The organism is Achromobacter sp. GD03932 (genome assembly GCF_029839485.1).
Taxonomy (GTDB): Bacteria; Pseudomonadota; Gammaproteobacteria; order Burkholderiales; family Burkholderiaceae_B; genus Achromobacter; species Achromobacter bronchisepticus_A.
On the sequence record NZ_JAOCAT010000033.1, the window covers coordinates 1 to 17,746 of the forward strand.

Annotated in this window: 17 protein-coding genes; 11 read left to right on the forward strand and 6 right to left on the reverse strand. The window is 67.9% G+C overall.

The features are described 5' to 3' along the window. The 3 genes from N5C88_RS25615 to N5C88_RS25625 form a co-directional block, all read left to right on the forward strand. Positions 1-446: U32 family peptidase (locus N5C88_RS25615; RefSeq protein ID WP_280016493.1), on the forward strand; the 446-nt coding region annotated here is incomplete at its 5' end. Next, a complete protein-coding gene (locus tag N5C88_RS25620; RefSeq protein ID WP_059379692.1) occupies positions 443-865 on the forward strand; it encodes an SCP2 sterol-binding domain-containing protein in 423 nt (140 codons plus the stop codon). The genes N5C88_RS25615 and N5C88_RS25620, both read left to right, overlap by 4 nt. 122 nt (positions 866-987) lie before the next feature. Further along, a complete protein-coding gene (locus tag N5C88_RS25625) occupies positions 988-1,704 on the forward strand; it encodes an SDR family NAD(P)-dependent oxidoreductase (RefSeq protein ID WP_280016494.1) in 717 nt (238 codons plus the stop codon). A 35-nt stretch (positions 1,705-1,739) separates the two neighbouring features. Here the strand turns inward: N5C88_RS25625 and N5C88_RS25630 are convergent, their stop codons facing one another. After that, positions 1,740-3,929: an ABC transporter permease subunit gene (locus tag N5C88_RS25630; protein WP_280016495.1), complete on the reverse strand. Its 2,190-nt coding sequence runs from the start codon at positions 3,927-3,929 to the stop codon at positions 1,740-1,742. A gap of 45 nt (positions 3,930-3,974) precedes the next feature. Continuing rightward, a complete protein-coding gene (locus N5C88_RS25635; RefSeq protein WP_280016496.1) occupies positions 3,975-4,997 on the reverse strand; it encodes an amino acid ABC transporter substrate-binding protein in 1,023 nt (340 codons plus the stop codon). 168 nt (positions 4,998-5,165) lie between these two features. On the opposite strand from N5C88_RS25635, the gene N5C88_RS25640 reads away from it, so the two are divergent. From N5C88_RS25640 to N5C88_RS25655, 4 genes are all read left to right on the forward strand, one after another. Continuing rightward, on the forward strand, positions 5,166-6,305 hold the full coding sequence (locus tag N5C88_RS25640) for an aminotransferase class V-fold PLP-dependent enzyme (protein WP_251880312.1): 1,140 nt from the start codon (positions 5,166-5,168) through the stop codon (positions 6,303-6,305). A 37-nt stretch (positions 6,306-6,342) separates the two neighbouring features. Beyond that, positions 6,343-7,638: an aminotransferase class I/II-fold pyridoxal phosphate-dependent enzyme gene (locus tag N5C88_RS25645; protein WP_118931955.1), complete on the forward strand. Its 1,296-nt coding sequence runs from the start codon at positions 6,343-6,345 to the stop codon at positions 7,636-7,638. 3 nt (positions 7,639-7,641) lie between these two features. Next, complete coding sequence (locus tag N5C88_RS25650) at positions 7,642-8,469, forward strand: alpha/beta hydrolase (protein ID WP_223283321.1); 828 nt, start codon at positions 7,642-7,644, stop codon at positions 8,467-8,469. 123 nt (positions 8,470-8,592) lie between these two features. Further along, positions 8,593-9,705 carry an acyl-CoA dehydrogenase family protein gene (locus tag N5C88_RS25655; protein ID WP_059379695.1) on the forward strand — a complete coding sequence of 371 codons (1,113 nt, stop codon included), beginning with the start codon at positions 8,593-8,595 and terminating at the stop codon, positions 9,703-9,705. Between the two features lie 32 nt (positions 9,706-9,737). Here N5C88_RS25655 and N5C88_RS25660 read toward each other — a convergent pair whose 3' ends face one another. Together N5C88_RS25660 and N5C88_RS25665 are read right to left on the reverse strand one after the other, a co-directional pair. After that, a complete protein-coding gene (locus N5C88_RS25660; RefSeq protein ID WP_280016497.1) occupies positions 9,738-10,292 on the reverse strand; it encodes a surface-adhesin E family protein in 555 nt (184 codons plus the stop codon). A 119-nt stretch (positions 10,293-10,411) separates the two neighbouring features. After that, a complete protein-coding gene (locus N5C88_RS25665) occupies positions 10,412-11,101 on the reverse strand; it encodes a GntR family transcriptional regulator (protein WP_059379697.1) in 690 nt (229 codons plus the stop codon). Positions 11,102-11,224: 123 nt separating this feature from the next. On the opposite strand from N5C88_RS25665, the gene araD reads away from it, so the two are divergent. From araD to N5C88_RS25680, 3 genes are read left to right on the forward strand one after another with little or no spacing between them, the layout of a single operon-like run. Continuing rightward, positions 11,225-12,955: an L-arabinonate dehydratase gene (gene araD / locus N5C88_RS25670; protein WP_251880308.1), complete on the forward strand. Its 1,731-nt coding sequence runs from the start codon at positions 11,225-11,227 to the stop codon at positions 12,953-12,955. A 57-nt stretch (positions 12,956-13,012) separates the two neighbouring features. Then, a complete protein-coding gene (locus N5C88_RS25675) occupies positions 13,013-13,723 on the forward strand; it encodes a ribonuclease activity regulator RraA (protein ID WP_280016528.1) in 711 nt (236 codons plus the stop codon). Between the two features lie 58 nt (positions 13,724-13,781). Further along, on the forward strand, positions 13,782-14,771 hold the full coding sequence (locus N5C88_RS25680; RefSeq protein WP_059379700.1) for a tripartite tricarboxylate transporter substrate binding protein: 990 nt from the start codon (positions 13,782-13,784) through the stop codon (positions 14,769-14,771). Between the two features lie 52 nt (positions 14,772-14,823). Here the strand turns inward: N5C88_RS25680 and N5C88_RS25685 are convergent, their stop codons facing one another. Both N5C88_RS25685 and N5C88_RS25690 read right to left on the reverse strand, forming a co-directional pair. Further along, entirely contained in the window at positions 14,824-15,789 is a 966-nt protein-coding gene (locus N5C88_RS25685; protein ID WP_059379701.1) for a tripartite tricarboxylate transporter substrate binding protein, read from the reverse strand. A gap of 16 nt (positions 15,790-15,805) precedes the next feature. Then, positions 15,806-16,708, reverse strand: a complete 903-nt coding sequence (locus N5C88_RS25690) for a dihydrodipicolinate synthase family protein (RefSeq protein ID WP_059379702.1) — start codon at positions 16,706-16,708, stop codon at positions 15,806-15,808. Between the two features lie 279 nt (positions 16,709-16,987). Here N5C88_RS25690 and N5C88_RS25695 point away from each other — a divergent pair, with 279 nt between their 5' ends. Beyond that, on the forward strand, positions 16,988-17,716 hold the full coding sequence (locus N5C88_RS25695; protein WP_251880306.1) for a GntR family transcriptional regulator: 729 nt from the start codon (positions 16,988-16,990) through the stop codon (positions 17,714-17,716). The last annotated feature ends 30 nt before the right edge of the window (positions 17,717-17,746 follow it).

Here is a 17,746-nt window from a genome sequence, read left to right on the forward strand (position 1 = left end):
CTCTTCTCATGGCGGAAAGGCCTGCCGGCCTGGAGGCGGAAGTCATGGTCTGGGGCCGCATGGCGTTGGCGTTCTCGGCGCGCTGCTTCACCGCACGGCATTTCCGTTTGAAGAAGGACGACTGCGGCTTTCGCTGCATCGAGCATCCGGACGGCCTGGACATGCGCACGCGGGAGTCGAGGGATTTCCTGGCGATCAACGGTATCCAGGTGCAGTCCGGAGCCTGCCTGGACCTGCTGTCGCAGGCGCCGGCGCTGGCCGCCATGGGCGTGGAGGTGCTGCGGGTGAGTCCGCAATCGGCCGGCACGCTGGACGCGATCGCCGCGCTGGATGCGATGCGGCGCGGCCTGGCGCCGATGGAGGCGCAGCCGCCCGCGGGCATGGTCCGCTGCAACGGCTACTTCCATGGCCAGCCGGGCATCGATCTGTTGGAGGCCGTGGCATGAGCGCGGCGATTCAAGTGCCGGGCGTGCTCGCCCGGCTGGGCCGGCGTCTACCCGCGCCGTTCGTCTCGCTGCACTTCACCGCCGGGCTGGAACTGGCGCGGCGGCTGAAATGGCTCACACCGCCGTCCGAACTGGAAGGCCGCAGCTTCGCCATCACGGTCGAGGACCTGGGTCTGCGCAGCAGTTTCGCGGTGCGTCAGGGCGCCTTCCGGCCGGTATGGAACGGCGCTCCCGCCGAACTGGAGCTGGGCGCGAAGTTGGCCGATCTGCTGGCCTTGATGCGTTCGGAAACGGACGCCGATACCTTGTTTTTCCAGCGCCGGCTGCGGATCTCGGGCGATACCGAGCTGGGGCTGATCGTCAAGAACTGGCTGGACGCGGCGCCGCGGCCGGCATGGCTGCAGGGCGCGGTCCGCTAGCCGCGCAATGCCCGCCAGCGCTTGCGGGCATTGCGGGAATCCGGCGCTGATCGTGCTATACCCGGCGTCATTGCCGCGGGCAGCATTGCCGTTTGCCCAGGCGCGATCGAACGGAGGCAGCAATGCGGGTCATGGTAGTAGGCGCCAGCAAGGGACTGGGCAGGGCATTCGTTGAGGGATTGGGCCAGGATGCCTCGTTGATCGTGGGCGTGGCTCGCCGCGCGCCGGCGGACATTACTGTGCCGCCCGGTTGCGAACTGCGCTGGATAGCAGCCGACCTGTCACGCCCCGAGGCCGCCGTCGAGCAGATTGCCGCGCAGGCCCCGGATGGACTCGATGCCATCCTCTACAACCTGGGCGTGTGGGAAGAGCACGCCTTCAGCGAGGATTACGATTTCCTGGCTGACTCGCCGGCGGAGATCGCGCGCATGGTGAGCATCAACGTCACCGCGACCATCCTCTTGCTTCAGCGCTTGATTCCGCGCGTCCTGGGCGCACGCAAGCCGCAAGTCATCCTGACCGGCTCGACTTCCGCGCTGGCCGGCAGCGGCCGTCCGGAAGTCACGTTCGGCGCGTCCAAGCACGCGTTGCGCGGCATCGCCGACGCCTTGCGCGAGAGCTTCAGGGCGCGGCGGCTGGCGGTGACCTGCCTGCAATTGGGCTACCTGAACACGGAAGACGGCCTGGACGTGCCGCGCGACGCCGCCAGTCTGCGGGGAGAGGGCAGTTTGATACCCGTGCACGACGTGGTGGCGATGACACGCGCGCTGCTGAATCTGTCGGACGCGTCGTTCGTGCGGGAAATCGTCATGCCGGCGCTGATGGACGAGCGTTTCTGAAGCGGGTCCTCCGCGCCCACGGCGTCATGCTGGCCTCAAGCGCGACCGGTCTTGCCTTCCATGGCGCGGGCCGCGCGCGACAGGGCCAGGCTTGCCGCAAAGTACAAGGCGGCCACGGCCAGGTAGACCTCGACGTGATAGGGCCGCCAATCGGTGCCGGCCACCACCGCCTTTGCCGCACCGAGCACATCGAACACGCCGATGATGCTGACCAGCGATGTGTCCTTGACCGCACCCACGAATACGCCCAGGGCGGCAGGCGCGGCAATGCGGCGGGCCTGCGGCCAGATCACCGAACCATAGGCCATGGCCGCAGGCATGCCCAAGGCGCGCGCCGCCATCATCTGGCCGGGCGGTATGGCTTGCAGCGCGCCGCGCAGCACCTCCGCCAGCAGGCAGGCGGTGTGCAACGTCAGCGCGGCCAGCGCCATGGCGAACTTGGACACGCCGCCGCCCAGCAGCATGGGCAGCACGAACGATGCGAACAGCAACTGCGTCACCAGCGGCACGCCGCGCACGGCCTCGATCAGGCCCGCGGCGGCCAGCGAGGCGGCGCGGTTGTGGCTACGGCGCAATAGCGCGAGCGCGAACGCCAGCGGCACGGCGGCGAGCAAGGCGGAGATGGCCAGAATCAATGTGACGAGCAATCCGCCCCAGCGTTGCGGCCCGATGGCGGCGCCACCCCAAGGCCAACCGGACAGCGCGCTGATGGCCGCTCCCAACAGGACGGCGAGCAATGCCGCGCGCACCGCTGCACGCATGCGCGGGGCAGTCAGCGCCAGCGCAACCCCGGCAAGCAGGGCTGCGCTGGCGGCCAGCGCCGGCGCGCGGTCGGCCTGGGCCATGGCGCCGAAGAACAGCAGGGGCAGGTTCTCGCCCACGGCGGCCCAGCATGCGCCGGCCGCGCCCGCGCATGCTGCGGGATCGCCGCGCCAGACCGCACCGAGCAACGCCCATTCCAGCAGGCGCCATAGGATCAAGCCCACGGCGGCGGCCAATGCGGCCGACACCAGCCTGCCGCGCCAACCACGACGTTCGCCGGCAGGGTTCCAGGTGGGCCGCTCGCCCAGGCGCGCGCCGTGCGTGTCGCCAGGACCGTGGCGGGTATTACGCGCGTTCCAGGCCGACAATCCGCCGCCCAGCGTCAGCGCCAGACCGAGATAGACCGCGACGGCCAGCGTGATGCCTTCGAGCGCCAGGCCGGTCTGCGTGATGGCGGTGTTGATCACCGCCATCAATTCCTGATAGCCGATGGCAATGGCCAAGGTGCTGTTCTTCACCAGCGCCAGGCACTGGTTGGCATAGGGCGGCAGCGCCACGCGGGCGGCATAGGGCGCGATCACCAGCCGCAGCACGCTGCGGGGCTTCAGGCCCAGCGCCTGGCCGGCCTCCACCAGTCCGACCGGCACGGCGCGCACGGCCGCGCGGGCGATGTCGGCGATGTAGGCGGCATGGAACACCACCAGGCCTATCGTCAGCGCTGCGAATTCGATGCTGGGCTGCCAGCCTCCCTGCAGACCCAGGCCGCGCCTGACCGGCATGTCGATGCGCATGGGCGGCAACAGCATCCATGCCAGCAGCGCGCCGGCCAGCACGGCATACGGCGCGGGATTGCCCCAGCGGCGGCGCGCGAATCCGCCCAGCGCCAGCGCGATGGCCGCCGCGGCCGCGTAAGGCAGCCAGCCGTGCACGGCTGGCAAGGCCAATCCGCGATTGGACAGCAGCAGGTGCGGCAGGGGCGACCAAGCCTGGCGCAGGTCGGGCAGGCGCAGCAGCAGCCCGTACCAGACGAAGAGTTGCAGCAGGACTGGCGTGTTGCGCAAGGGCGCGATGATGGCGGCGGCGCAGCGTGCAGCCCAGGGGTTGCGCGACATGCGCAACAGGCCCAGTCCCAATCCCAGCAGCGTCGCCAGCGGGATCGCCACGGCGGCCACGGTCAAGGTGTTGACCAGGCCGGCGGCTATCGACATCCAATAGGGATCTTCCGGCGTGATGTCCAGCAGGCTTTCCGAAATGCGGAAACCTGCGGGCTGGAACAGGAAGCCGAAGCCGCCCTGGATGCCGCGCGCGGTCTGCACCGATTCGATGTGCCAGAGCAGGACGGCAGCCATGCCGCCGAGCGCGAGCGTCCACGCCAACGCAGGCAGCCAGCGCCGCCACCGGCCGGTGGAGGGATAAGGAAGAGTGGTCGCAACCATGATGGAAAAGAAGGGGGGCAAATGCAAGAAAGGCGGGCTCAAGGCCCGCCCGTGGCGCTCAAACGGCCAGGATCACTGGAACGGCGGCGAGTACAGCAGCCCGCCCTGGTTCCATTGCGCGTTCAGCCCGCGCTCCAGCTTCAGCGGCGTTGCGGCGCCCAGATTGCGGTTCCAGACTTCGCCATAGTTGCCCACGGCCTTGATGGCATTGCGGGCCCAGCCTTCGTCCAGGCCGAAGCTCTTGCCTATGCCGGGGTCCACGCCCAGCAGGCGGCGCACCTGGGCATCGCTGCTTTGCGCCTGGCTGTCGGCGTTCTGCGCGGTGATGCCGAGTTCCTCGGCCGCCACCAGCGCATTGATGGTCCAGCGCACGATGGCCGCCCAGTTGGCGTCGTCCTGCCGCACGAAGGGGCCCAGCGGCGACTTGTTGATGCGTTCGGGCAGGATGACGAAGTCGTCGGGCTGGCTGGCGCGGGCCGCGCGGCTGGCGGCCAGGGTGGACGCATCCGACAGGTAGACGTCGCAGCGCCCGGCGTAGAAGGCTTGCTCGAGTTCGACCAGATTCTCGATGACGACCGGACGATAGCTCAGCTTGTGCTTCTTGAAGTAGTCGACCAGGTTTTGCTCGTTGACCGTGCCAGGCTGCACGCAGACCTGCGCGCCTTCGAGTTCCGTCGCGCTTTTGACGCCCAGCTTGCGCGGCACCAGAAAGCCCTGGCCGTCATAGAAAACGATGCCGGCCGAGGCGATGCCCAGGCCGGCGTCGCGGCTGGAGGTAATGGTGGTGTTGCGGTTCAGCACGTCGATCTCGCCCGATTGCAGCGCGGGAAAACGCTGCTGCGAACTCAGCGGCACGAAGCGCGTCTTCTCCGGATCGCCGAGCACGGCCGCGGCCAGCGCGCGGCAGAGGTCCGCGTCCAGGCCGGTCCAACGGCCTTGCTTGTCGGCAATGGACAAGCCTGCGGACCCCTGGCTCACGCCGCAGACCAGCTCGCCGCGTTTCTTGATGGTATCGACTGTGCCTGCTTGAGCCGCACCGGCCAGCGCCAGCATGGCGGCCATGCCCGCGATTTTCAATTGTTGAGTAAAACGCATGCCATTCCTTTATTCGATGCCGTCCGGAAAGGCAGGAATTCTATGGGCGCGATGGCTAGACGCGAGCGACTATATGGTCATATGGATATAAAAACTAAGCCTTACTCAAATGCGCGTCATATACCTAGAATCCCTGCATACCAAGTTGAAATGACGGAGCGGCGGCGCATGAGCTGGCAGGACGAATTCAGGCAGTTGTTTCCCATCACGCAAGACCAGGCCTACGCCAATATTGCCTATACCAGCCCGCTGGCGCCCAGGGTGGCCGAGGCGGTCGCCGCCTTCTTCGAAGGCATCACCTATGCGCGCAGCGACAAGCCTCGGTGGCTGCGGGACGCAGATGCGTTGCGCTTGCGGCTGGCGCGCCTGATCGGCGGCGACGCCAAGCGTCTGGCCTACACCAAGAACACGACCGAAGGGCTGAACATCGTTGCGCAAGGGCTGGCCTGGCAGGAAGGCGACAACCTGGTGGTGGACGATCAGGAGCATCCCACCAATGCCTTGCCCTGGCTGAATCTGCGGCGCCGCGGCGTGCAGGTGCGGGTGGCGCAGGCGAATTCGCATCGCTATACGGTGGACGACCTTTGGCAGCACGTGGATGCGCGCACGCGGCTGATCGCGGTGTCCTGGGTGCAATACGGCACCGGCCTGCGCACCGATATTGCCGAGTTGGGCCGGCGTTGCGCCGAACGCGGCATCTGGCTGGTCGTCGACGGGATTCAGGGCGCGGGGCTGTTGCGCGCCGACGTGGATGAATGGGGCGTGGATGCCTTTGCCTGCGGCGCGCACAAGGGCATGCTCGGACCGCTGGGCGTGGGCCTGCTGCATGTGTCGCCCAGGCTGCTGGACGCCCTGGATCCGTTGTACATCGGGCCTTCCGGCGTCAATACGCTGGACAAGTCCGGACTGCAATGGCAGGTGGGCATCGCCGATGGCGCCGACGCCCGCAGGCTCGAATCGGGCAACCTGAACTATCCGGGCATCGCGGGCTGGGCTGCCGCGCTGGACCTGATCGAAGGCGCGCGGCCCGAGCGTATCGAGCCCTGGGTGCTGGAACTTTCGGAAGCGTTGAGCACCGGCCTGCGCGGACTGGGCCTGCGGGTGGTGTCGCCGGCCGGTCCCGAATTCCGCAGCACGACGACGGCGCTGCGCGTGCCGGATCCCGCCGCCGCGCTGGCGCATCTGACACAATCCGGGATCGTGGCCAGCATAGTGGAGTATGGTTACGTGCGCTTGTCCGTCGGCGCCTATAACAATCATGCGGACGTGGAACGCATCCTGCGCGCGGCGCGGACGCTTCCCGTCTGAGAAGAATCATTGATAAGCAACCCTTCAGGAGATACTGATGACCGAAGCGAAGAAGCCCCAGTGGCGGCTTGAAACCGTGGCCGTGCATGGTGGCTACCGCCCCGATCCGACCACGCGCGCCGTGGCCGTGCCCATCTACCAGACCGTGGCCTACGCGTTCGACGACACGCAGCATGGCGCCGACCTGTTCGACCTCAAGGTGCCGGGCAACATCTACACCCGCATCATGAACCCGACCACCGACGTGCTGGAGCAGCGCGTGGCGGCCCTGGAGGGCGGCATCGCCGCGCTGGCGCTGGCCTCGGGCCAGGCCGCGGTGACCTACGCCATCCTGACCATCGCCGAAGCGGGCGACAACATCGTCTCGTCCAGCACGCTGTACGGCGGCACCTACAACCTGTTCGCGCATACGCTGCCGCAGTACGGCATCACCACGCGTTTCGCCAATCCTTCCGACCTGGCCGCCTTCGAGGCCCAGATCGATGACCGCACCAAGGCCATCTTCGCGGAATCCGTGGGCAATCCGCTGGGCAATATCACGGACATCGCTGCGCTGGCCGAGCTGGCGCATCGCCATGGCCTGCCGCTGATCGTCGACAACACTGTGCCGTCGCCGTACCTGCTGCGTCCCATCGAACACGGCGCCGACATCGTGGTGCAGTCGTTGACCAAGTACCTGGGCGGCCACGGCACCAGCCTGGGCGGCGCCATCATCGATTCCGGCAAGTTCCCGTGGGCGGAACACAAAGAGCGTTTCAAGCGCTTGAATACGCCTGACGTCAGCTACCACGGCGTGGTCTACACCGAAGCCTTCGGTCCGGCCGCCTACATCGGCCGCGCTCGCGTGGTGCCGCTGCGCAATACCGGCGCGGCGATCTCGCCCTTCAACTCGTTCCAGATCCTGCAAGGCATCGAGACCCTGGCGCTGCGCGTGGACCGCATCGTCGAGAACACCGTCAAGATCGCCAACTACCTGCGCGAACATCCGAAGGTCGAGTGGGTCAACTACGCAGGCCTGCCGGACCATCCCGACCACGCGCTGGCGCAGAAGTACCTCGGCGGCAAGGCGCCTGGGCTCTTCACCTTCGGCGTGAAGGGCGGCCGCGAGGCCGGCGCGCGCTTCCAGGACGCGCTGCAGCTGTTCACCCGCCTGGTCAATATCGGCGACTCCAAGTCGCTGGCCACGCACCCCGCGTCGACCACGCACCGCCAGCTCAATCCCGAAGAGCTGCAGAAGGCCGGCGTGCGCGAGGAAACCGTGCGCCTGTCGATCGGCATCGAGCACATCGACGACCTGCTGGCGGATCTGGACCAGGCGCTGGCACAGGTTTAAGCCATGACGATGCTTCCCCGCAGAACCTTGTTGAAGCTGGCCGCGGGCCTGCCCGCGCTGGCAGCTGCGGGAGCGGCCGGGGCGGCAGCTCCGGCTGCCCCGACCGCAAAGGCCCGCAACTACGTCCTGGCCCACGGCTCCTGGCATGGCGGCTGGTGCTGGCGCCCGGTGGCGGACCGTCTGTTGGCCGCAGGCCACCGCGTGTACGCGCCCAGCTACACGGGCATGGGCGACCGCGCCCACCTGTTGAGCAAGAGCATCACCATCGACACCTTCGTCGAGGATCTGGTCCAGGTCATCGAGACGCAGGAACTGAAGGATGTGATCCTGGTGGGCCACAGCTTCGGCGGCATTCCCATCACGGGCGTGGCCGACCGGATACCGCAGCGGCTTGCGCATCTGGTGTACTTCGACGCCATCGTGCTGCAAAGCGGCCAGAATGCGTTCTCCGTGTATCCGAAGGCGGATGCCGACGCGCGCATTGCGGCCGCCTCGAAGGCCACCGATGGATTGGCTGTGCCGATTCCCGATCCGCTGCCTGCAGCCTGGGGATTCACGCCGGGCAGCGCCGACCATGACTGGGTCAAGCGCCGCCTGACCGCGCATCCGCTGGCCAGCTACACCACGCCGCTGAACCTGAAGCACCCCATCGGCAACGGCGTGGCCCGTACCTACATCCATTGCACCCAGCCCGAACTGCCGGTGCTGGACGATTCGCGCAAGCTGGTGAAGTCCCAAGCGGGTTGGAACTGGGTCGACATTGCCGCGCCGCACGAAGCCCACATCACGCATCCGGCCTTGCTGGCCGATTTGCTGCTGGGCCTGGCCTGATCCAGCCAGGCCAGGACGGGCGGCTGATATGGTCGTCCGGGCGTCGCAGTTTGAGGGCATCATGCGAGATTGCGCCGGGCCGCCCGCGCTGGCGCATCCCATGACGACCCGCTGGAGACTCCTATGGCCCTTACGCCCGTCCACGCCGCGCTGCCGGCAGACCTGAAAGCCTGGCTGCGGCAACACGCCGATGCCTTGGACGACGGCAGCCTGGACGCGGCGGAGTTGTTGCCGCGGCTGGCCGCCGCCGACGTGTTGCGCCATGGCGTGCCCGTGGCGCAAGGCGGCTTGCCGGGCACGGATATCGGCGATGCCATCGAAACCATTGCGCAGTTGGCGGAACTGTCCGTCGCCGGCGCCTTCGTGGCCTGGAGCCAGCGCGTTTTCATCGAGTACCTGTTGCGCAGTCCGAACGCCGGTCTGGCGGATGCCTGGCTGGGGCCATTGCTCCAGGGCGGGCAGGCCGGCGCGACCGCGCTGTCGAACGCCATGAAGTTCCTCAGCGGCATCGAATCGCTGCAGATCGCCGCGCGCGAGGCGGGCGACGCGTGGGCGCTGGACGGACAGATGCCTTGGGTCACGAACCTGCGGCCGCAAGGCTTCCTGGTGGCGGCCGCGGTCGCCGCGCCTGATGGCACGCCGGCGGTGGTGGCGTTGCCGCACGACATTGCGGGGCTGGAGCGCAGCGCGGACCTGCCTTTGCTGGCGTTGCAGTCGACCAATACCGCCGCGCTGGCGCTGCGCGATGTGCGCATCGGCCCCGAATGGCTGATCCATCCCGACGCGCGCCAATACCTGCCCCAGGCCCGGCCGGCCTTCGCCGGCATGCAGTGCGGCCTGTCCATCGGCTTGGCGCGGGGCGCCTTGCGCGCCGCGCTGGAGGCCGGGCAGGGCCAGGCCTCGCGCGGCATCCTGGGCCAGCCGCTGCAAGCGCTGGGCGCGCAACTGGATGCATTGACCGCGGGCTTGATCGAAGGCGTGCGTAGCGGAAGCTTCGTGGCGCAGCCCTGGCGGCTGTTCGAAATCCGCATCGCCTTGGCCGAAGCGGCCCAGCAGGCGGTGCAGCTGGAATTGCAGGCCAGCGGCGGCGGGGCCTATCTGCGGCAGGCCGGCTCAGGCTTTGCCCGGCGTTGGCGGGAAGCGGCCTTCCTGCCCATCGTTACGCCCAGCCTGGTGCAGTTAAAGACCGAACTGGCCAAACGCCAGGCGCGACTGGCGGCCGAAGCGGCCGGATAGGCGCGCGGCGCGGCAGCGACGGCCGGCTGCTGCTACTTGCGCGGCCCCTTGCCGTTGGCCGGGCAGACGATCTCGCGCAGCTTGCGCTGCACAGGGTCTTGCGTGATGGGCGCATTGCGGATGCCGGGCGGGGGCAGGGATTCGACGACGGGGCCGGTGGCGTTCTCGCCCGCATGGTGCACGACCTGGCTGACGGTATAAGTGCCGGCGGTGCAATTCATGGTGACCGGTTGGGTCACGGAGCGGTAGGGTTGCCCGTTGGCGGCGGAAATCTTGGGCTGGGCATAGAACCAGGCCACGTTCACTGCCCTGACGGCGGGGCGCTCCGATACGATCTTGACCGACGCGCTGTCGTAGAACACGCCTGGCATGGCTTGCGGGTCGAGCGGCAGCCAGTCCGGTTCGGCGGACACCATGCCGCCGGGTCCAGGGTCACGCGGCACGATGTTCACGGCGCAGGCGTCGGCGGGGACTGGGTCGCCTTCGCGTACCGTGACGGTTTCGCAGGCGCCGGGCGGGGCGGCCTGCGCGGGGTGGGTCCAGGCGGTCACGGCCAGGGCGATCAGGAATGCGTGCCTTGCGGTCATTGGTGTTTTCCGGTGGTGGCGCGGGGCGCCGGCGCCAGGCTTGTGGCCACGGCGTGTCCCCGATCATACCGGGCAGGGCGCGTATGCGCGGGGCGAATACGTCCGAGGGGCGGCGGGGCCTACGCCGTCAGCACATATTCCGGATAGCGCTTGCAGATCTCGGCCACTTGGCTGAGGGTGCCCGAAAGGTGTTCCCGCAGCACCTGCTGGGCGCGCTGCGGGTCCTGCGCGACGATGGCGTCCAGCAGGCGCTGGTGGTCGTCCAGGATGCGTTCGGCCTTGCCGGCCTCGGGCAGGTGCAAGCGGCGCAAGCGGTCCAGGTGGCCGCTGTAGCGTTGCGCGAGTTCCCACAGCCGGGTCACGCCGGCGGCTTCGTGCATGTCGCGGTGGAAGGCCTGGTCGGCGTCGATGAAACGCTGGAACTGGCTGCTGGCGTGGCTGGCGCGCTGCAGGTCGATGCTGGCCTGCAGGCGCTGGAAGAGCTGGGGATCCGGGCGCTGCGCCAGCATCTGCACGATTTCGAGCTCCAGCGAGCGGCGCAGGAAATGCGCTTCGCGCGCGGCGTCCACGTCGATGCGGCTGACCACCGTGGTGTGCTGCGGATAGATCTCGACCAGCGCTTCTTCGGCCAGCCGCATCAGCGCGTCGCGGATCGGGGTCTGGCTCAGGCCGTAGGTTTCCGCCAGCGTGATGCGCGACAGGGGAGTACCCGGGGCCAGTTCCAGGGACACGATCTGTTCGCGTAGATGTTCAAAGACCTGGGGCGCGGCGTGGCGCGAACGGTCCAGTCTGAGCTTGGTGCTTTGCATCGGGTCGCGTGCGGAGTTGGGCCTGAAGAGTAACGGAGTTTAGCGGGTTTTTACCAGGCTGACACACTAATGTATTAGTGTTTAAATGGCCCGGTCGCCACTATGAAACTCCGCCTCGCCCCTATGAAACGCTCCTACGAAAGCCTGCGCAGCGCCGCCTGGATGGCCAAGGACGACCTGCGTTCCTTCGGCCACCGCTCCCGCATGATGCAGATGGGCTATGGCCCCGACGACTGGGCGGGCCGCCCCGTCATCGCCATCATCAACACCTGGTCGGACCTCAATCCCTGCCACAGCCACTTCAAGCAGCGCGTCGAGGACGTCAAGCGCGGCGTGTTCCAGGCGGGCGGCTTTCCGGTGGAGCTGCCCGCGATCTCGGTGTCGGAGTCCTTCGTCAAGCCGACCACCATGCTGTACCGCAATTTCCTGGCCATGGAGACCGAGGAGCTGCTGCGCAGCCATCCGGTCGACGGCGCCGTGCTCATGGGCGGCTGCGACAAGACCACGCCGGGTCTCATCATGGGCGCGGTCAGCGCCGGGCTGCCCTGTGTCTATGTGCCCGCCGGCCCCATGTTGCGCGGCAACTGGAAGGGCAAGATCCTGGGATCCGGGTCGGATGCCTGGAAGCTCTGGGACGAGCGCCGCGCCGGCAAGATCACGCAGGAGCAATGGACCGAGGTCGAGGGCGGCATCGCCCGCAGCTACGGCACCTGCATGACCATGGGCACCGCCAGCACCATGACCGCCATCGCCGAAGCCATAGGCATGACGCTGCCGGGCGCATCCTCGATCCCGGCGGCGGACGTCAACCACATGCGCATGTCGGCCGAATGCGGCCGGCGCGTGGTGGAGATGGTCTGGGAAGACCTGACGCCGCAGCGCATCCTGAGCCTGGCGTCCTTCAAGAACGCCATCAACGTGGCCATGGCGATGGGCTGCTCAACCAACGCCATCGTGCACCTGGTCGCCATGTCGCGCCGCGCCGGCTGCGCCGTGGGACTGGACGATTTCGACGCCGCCAGCCGCAAGGTGCCGGTGATCGCCAACATCCGGCCCAGCGGCGACACCTATCTGATGGAAGACTTCTTCTACGCGGGCGGGCTGCCGGCGCTGATGTCGCGGCTGCAAGACCATCTGGATCCGTCCGCCATGACCGTCACCGGCAAGACGCTGGGCGAGAACATCGCCGGCGCCGAGGTCTACAACGACGATGTGATCCGCCCGCTGGACCAGGCCATCTACGACGAAGGCGCGCTGGCCGTGCTGCGCGGCAATATCGCGCCGGACGGCTGCGTCATCAAGCCCAGCGCATGCGCGCCGCAGTACCTGCGGCATACCGGCCCGGCCCTGGTGTTCGACGATTACCCCAGCATGAAGGCCGCGGTGGACGACGAGAACCTGGACGTCACCGCCGACCACATCATGATCCTGCGCAATGCCGGACCGCAGGGCGGTCCCGGCATGCCGGAGTGGGGCATGCTGCCCATCCCGACCAAGCTGGTGAAGCAGGGCGTGCGCGACATGCTGCGCCTGTCCGACGCGCGCATGAGCGGCACCAGCTACGGCGCCTGCATCCTGCACGTGGCGCCGGAAAGCTATATCGGCGGCCCGCTGGCCCTGGTAAAGACGGGCGACCTGATCACCGTGGACGTGCCCGCGCGCAGCATCCACCTGAACGTCAGCGACGACGAGCTGGCCGCGCGCCGCGCCGCCTGGACACCGCCGCCCAGGCGCTACGAGCGCGGCTACGGCTGGATGTACTCGAAGCACATCCTCCAAGCCAACGACGGCTGCGATTTCGATTTCCTGGAAACCGCTTTCGGCGCACCCGTACCCGAACCCGAGATCTTCTAGCGCGCCATCCGCGCCCACCCCATTGCCTTCAGCCCCCCCGGAGCCATCGTGTCCCAAATGAAACCCGAAACCCGCGCCCGCCTGGCCGGCGTCAGCACCGCCACCCTGTGCACGGCCTTGTTCAAGCGCGGCCTGCGCAACCAGTTCATCCAGGACGTGCGTCCGCTGAACGCCACGCTGCCCAATATGGTCGGCCCGGCGTTTACGCTGCGCTACATCCCCGCGCGCGAGGACCTGAATACCATCAAGGTGTTCGAGGACCGCGCCCATCCGCAGCGCGTTGCGGTCGAGACCTGCCCGGAAGGCGCGGTGCTGGTCATGGACAGCCGCAAGGACGCGCGCGCGGCTTCCGCCGGCTCCATCCTGGTGACGCGGCTGATGAAGCGCGGCGTGGCTGGGGTGGTCACGGACGGCGGCTTCCGCGATTCGCCCGAGATTGCCGAGTTGGGCTTTGCCGCCTATCACCAGCGGCCTTCGGCGCCCACCAACCTGACCCTGCACCAGGCCTTGGACATCAATGCGCCCATCGGCTGCGGCGATGTGGCGGTGTGGCCGGGCGATATCGTCGTGGGCGACCGCGAGGGCGCGGTGGTGATACCCGCCAGCCTGGCCGACGAGATCGCCGTCGAAGCCGTGGAGATGACGGCCTTCGAGGACTTCGTGACCAGCGAGGTGCAGCAGGGCGCGTCCATCCTGGGGCTGTATCCGCCCACGGACCCCGGCACCAAGGACAAGTTCGCCGCATGGCGCAAGCAACAGGGCCGCTGAGCCTTGCCGCCGGCGCAGCCGGCAACCCCATAAGCCAAACAAGAGGCAGGAGACAACCATGAACACGCAACGACGCGGCGCGCTGGCCGCGCTGCTGGCCGCCGCCATGCTGGGTACGCTGGCGGCGCCCGCGCAGGCCGCCGACTGGCCCGCGCAGAAGCCGATTTCCTATGTGGTGCCATTCACCGTGGGCGGTTCGACTGACGTGGTGGGCCGGGTGCTGGCGCAGAAGCTGGGCGACCGCCTGCACCAGAACGTCATCGTCGAGAACAAGCCCGGCGCCGCGGGCGGCATCGGCGCGACCTATGTGGCCAAGGCCCCGCCCGACGGCTACACCCTGTTCGGCGGCACCATCAGCACGCACGCCATCAACGCCAGCCTGTACAAGAACCTGAAGTACGACCCGGTCAAGGATTTCGAGCCGGTTTCGCTGATTGCCTACCTGCCTAATGTGCTGCTGGTGGACCCCAACCTGGGCGTGAATTCGGTGGCCGACCTGATCGCGCTGTTGAAGCGCGACCCGTCCAAGCGCACCTTCGCGTCCTCGGGCGCGGGCACCTCCACGCATCTGGCCGGCGAACTGTTTTCCAGCATGATAGGCGTGCCGCTCACGCACGTGCCGTACAAGGGCACGCCGCCCGCCATGGTGGACGTGTCCTCCGGCGCGGTGACCTTCATGTTCGACCAGATGACGGCGGCCTTGCCCCTGCTGCAGACCGGCAAGCTCAAGCTCCTGGCCGTGACCACCAAGGACCGCATCGCGCTGGCGCCCGAGGTGCCGACCATGCAGGAGGCCGGCGTGCCGGGCTTCCAGATGGCGTCCTGGCAGGCGGTATACGCGCCCAAGGGCACGCCCAAACCCATCCTCGACAAGCTGGCCCAGGAAATCGCAGCGATCCTGAAAGAGCCGGACGTGCAGGAGAAGCTGGGCAAGACCATGGGGATGGAACTGGTCGGCAGCACGCCCGAACAACTGCGGGACCTGATGGCGACGGAAATCCCGCGTTGGGCGGAAGTGGTGAAGAAGTCGGGCGCGACGGTCGAATAGGCGGATCGGGCGAGCGGGCGTGGCGCGCCCGCCGCCGTTCAGGGCTACGCGTTCAGGGCTTCAGATTGAGCTTGGGCACCAAGGCCTTGAACGCCTCTTCCTGGCGCGCCACGTCGGCCGTGAATTGCGGCAGGTCGGCGTAGGAGGGCGTCAGGTTCTGCTTGCGCATCAAGGCCTGGAAGTCCTGCGATTGCGCCACCTGGCGGGCCGCGGCCCGCCATTTCTCGACCGCGTCGGCGGGCGTGGCCTTGGGCAGGCCGATGCCGCGCCAGACGCTGAACTGCAGGTCCGCGCCTTTCTCCTTCATGGTCGGGACAGAGGGCAGGTTGTCCAGGCGCTTGGGCGCCATGACCGCCAGGGTGCGCAGCTTGCCGGTCTCGACGTGCTGCTGCAGTTCGGCGTAGGCGACCGTGGTGGCTTGCACATCGCCCGCCAGGAGGCCCATGATGGCCGGGGCCGACCCCTGGTAAGGCACGTGCACGAACTTCACGCCGGCCTGTTCGCCCAGCGCCGCCGCCGCCATGTGCGGCACCGTGCCGATGCCGGCATTGGACACGGCGACGCGTTCGGGATTCTTCCTGGCGTCCGCCAGGAATTCCTCCACCGTCTTCCAGGGCGCGTCGGCGCGCACCGTGACCGATGAGGGATCGTCGGTGAAGCGGGCGATGGGCTGGAAGTCGCCCACCGTGGTCTTGCCTATGCCCATCAGCGGCACCACCAGCATTTCGGGCGTCATCAACACCAGCTTGTAGCCGTCGGGCTGCGCGTTGGCCACGTAGGCCCAGCCGATGGAGCCGCTGGCGCCCGGCTTGTTGATCACCACCGTGGGCTGCGCCAGCAGGGGCGGGCGCACCGCCTCGGCGATGGCGCGCGCGGTGTTGTCGCTGCCGCCGCCGGGCTGGTAGGCGACCACCAGTTCCATCGAGCGGGCGGGGTAGTCCGCGGCATGCGCGGCGGACAGGACGGAAACTGCGGACAGGGCGCTGAGGGCCAGCGCGGACAGGCGGTAGGGGCGCATGGTGGCGGCTCCGGTATCAGTAGCCCAGGGCGGAAAGATCCGCGAGCGTCTGTTTGGTAATGGCGATGGTGCGTTCGCGTTCGGCCCCGGCCAGGTCCAGGCGCGGCGGCTTGACGGTTTCGGCGCTGCCGGTGATCAGGTGTTCGGCCAGCTTGATGTGCTGCACCAGCTTGACCACGGTGTCCAGGTGGAACAGCGGCGTCAACGCGGCATAGAGCTTGCGGGCCCGCACGAAATCGCCTTCGACGGCCAGCTTCAGCAGGTCCACCGAAGCCTTGGGCACGGCGTTGGCCATGCCGGATACCCAGGCCGTCACGCCCAGCGCGGCGCTTTCCAGGATCAGGTCGTCCACGCCGCAGACCACGGCAAGGCGGTCGCCGAAGCGCGTGATCAGGTCGGTGACGCGGGTGGTGTCGTAGGACTCCTCCTTGATGGCGACGATGGTCGGCTCTTCCAGCAGCTCGGCCACCAGGTCCGGCGTCAGGTCCACGCCGTAGCCGCGCGGGTTGTTGTAGAGCAGGATGGGCAGGGCGCTGGCGCGCGCCACTTCGCGATAGAAGGCCACGGTCTCGCGGCCGTCGGACTTGTAGGTCAGGCCGGGAAACACCATCAGGCCGTTCACGCCAATGCGCGCGGCTTCCTGCGCGAAGGCGGCGGCGCGGGCGGTGCCGGTTTCCGCCACGCCAGAAATCACCGGCACCCGGCCGCGCACGGTGTCCACGGCGGTGCGCAGCACCTGCAGCTTCTCTTCGGGCGAGAGCTGGGCGTTTTCGCCCACCATGCCCATCATCACGACGCCGCCCACGCCGTTCTCGATCAGGCGTTCCAGTCCCAGGCGGATGGCCTCCAGGTCCAGCGAAAAATCGGGTTTCAGCTTGGTGGTGACGGCGGGGAATACGCCTTGCCATTGAATGCTCATGCTGCGGCTCCTGATGCGTGGTCCAGCCGAAGCAATCCGGCTGGATGATGGTTATTGGATATTGGATCCAAAAATATGGGGCTTAAAAAAACGAGGCTCGGGCCTCGGTCCGTCGCCCTGGCGGGCGGCGGTTTGAACTGGATCATGGATCCAGTATACTCACATTAAAAGGGCTGTGGCTACCGGCTGTCTCTCGGGGTTTTCCTGGGCATGGCGGCGCGGGTTCCGCGTAGTCCCTCCCGTGCCGCTCCCGCCGCACGGTGCAACCAGGCAGGTTTCATGTCACAGAATTCGCCGCTTTCCGCTTCCAACCCGTCCCGTTCCCAGGCCGCCAGCCCCGGCCGCCTGGTGCGCAAGACCGCCGTCGAACTGGTGGTCGACGAATTGCGCGACCGCATCCTGTCCGGCGCGCTTCCTCCCGGTTCGGCGCTGCGCCAGGAATTGTTCGCCGAGGAACTGGGGGTGAGCCGGCTGCCTGTGCGCGAGGCTATCCGCCAGCTCAGCGCCGAAGGGCTGATCGACATGATTCCGCATCGCGGCGCCTACGTCTCCATGCTGTCGCGCGCCGAGGTGCAGGAGTTCTTCGACATCCGGCTGCGGCTGGAGCCATGGCTGTTGCGCCTGGCCGTGCAGCAGCGCGAGCCCCAGGACCTGGAGCTGGCGAGCCAGGTGGTGGCGCAGATGGACACGGCCGAGCCCGAGCAATGGGGGCGCCTGAACTGGCAACTGCACGAACTGCTGTACCGTTCGGCGCAACGGCCCGCCGCGCTGGCCATGGTGCGCGCGCTGCACGAAAAATCCGAACGCTATTTCCGCTTCCAGATCGTCAACGCGCCGATCCGCCAGCAGGCCCACGACGAGCACAGCGAACTGATCGCGCTCGCCCGGCAGGGCCGGGCCGAAGACGCCGAAGCCGCGCTGGAGCGGCATATCGGCGAAGCCGCCGAGCAGATACTCGCCATCGTCGATCATCTGCTGGATGCGTCGGCCTTGCAGGAACCCGCCTAGACGTCCAGCTCCAGCGTGCCGCAGCCGCGC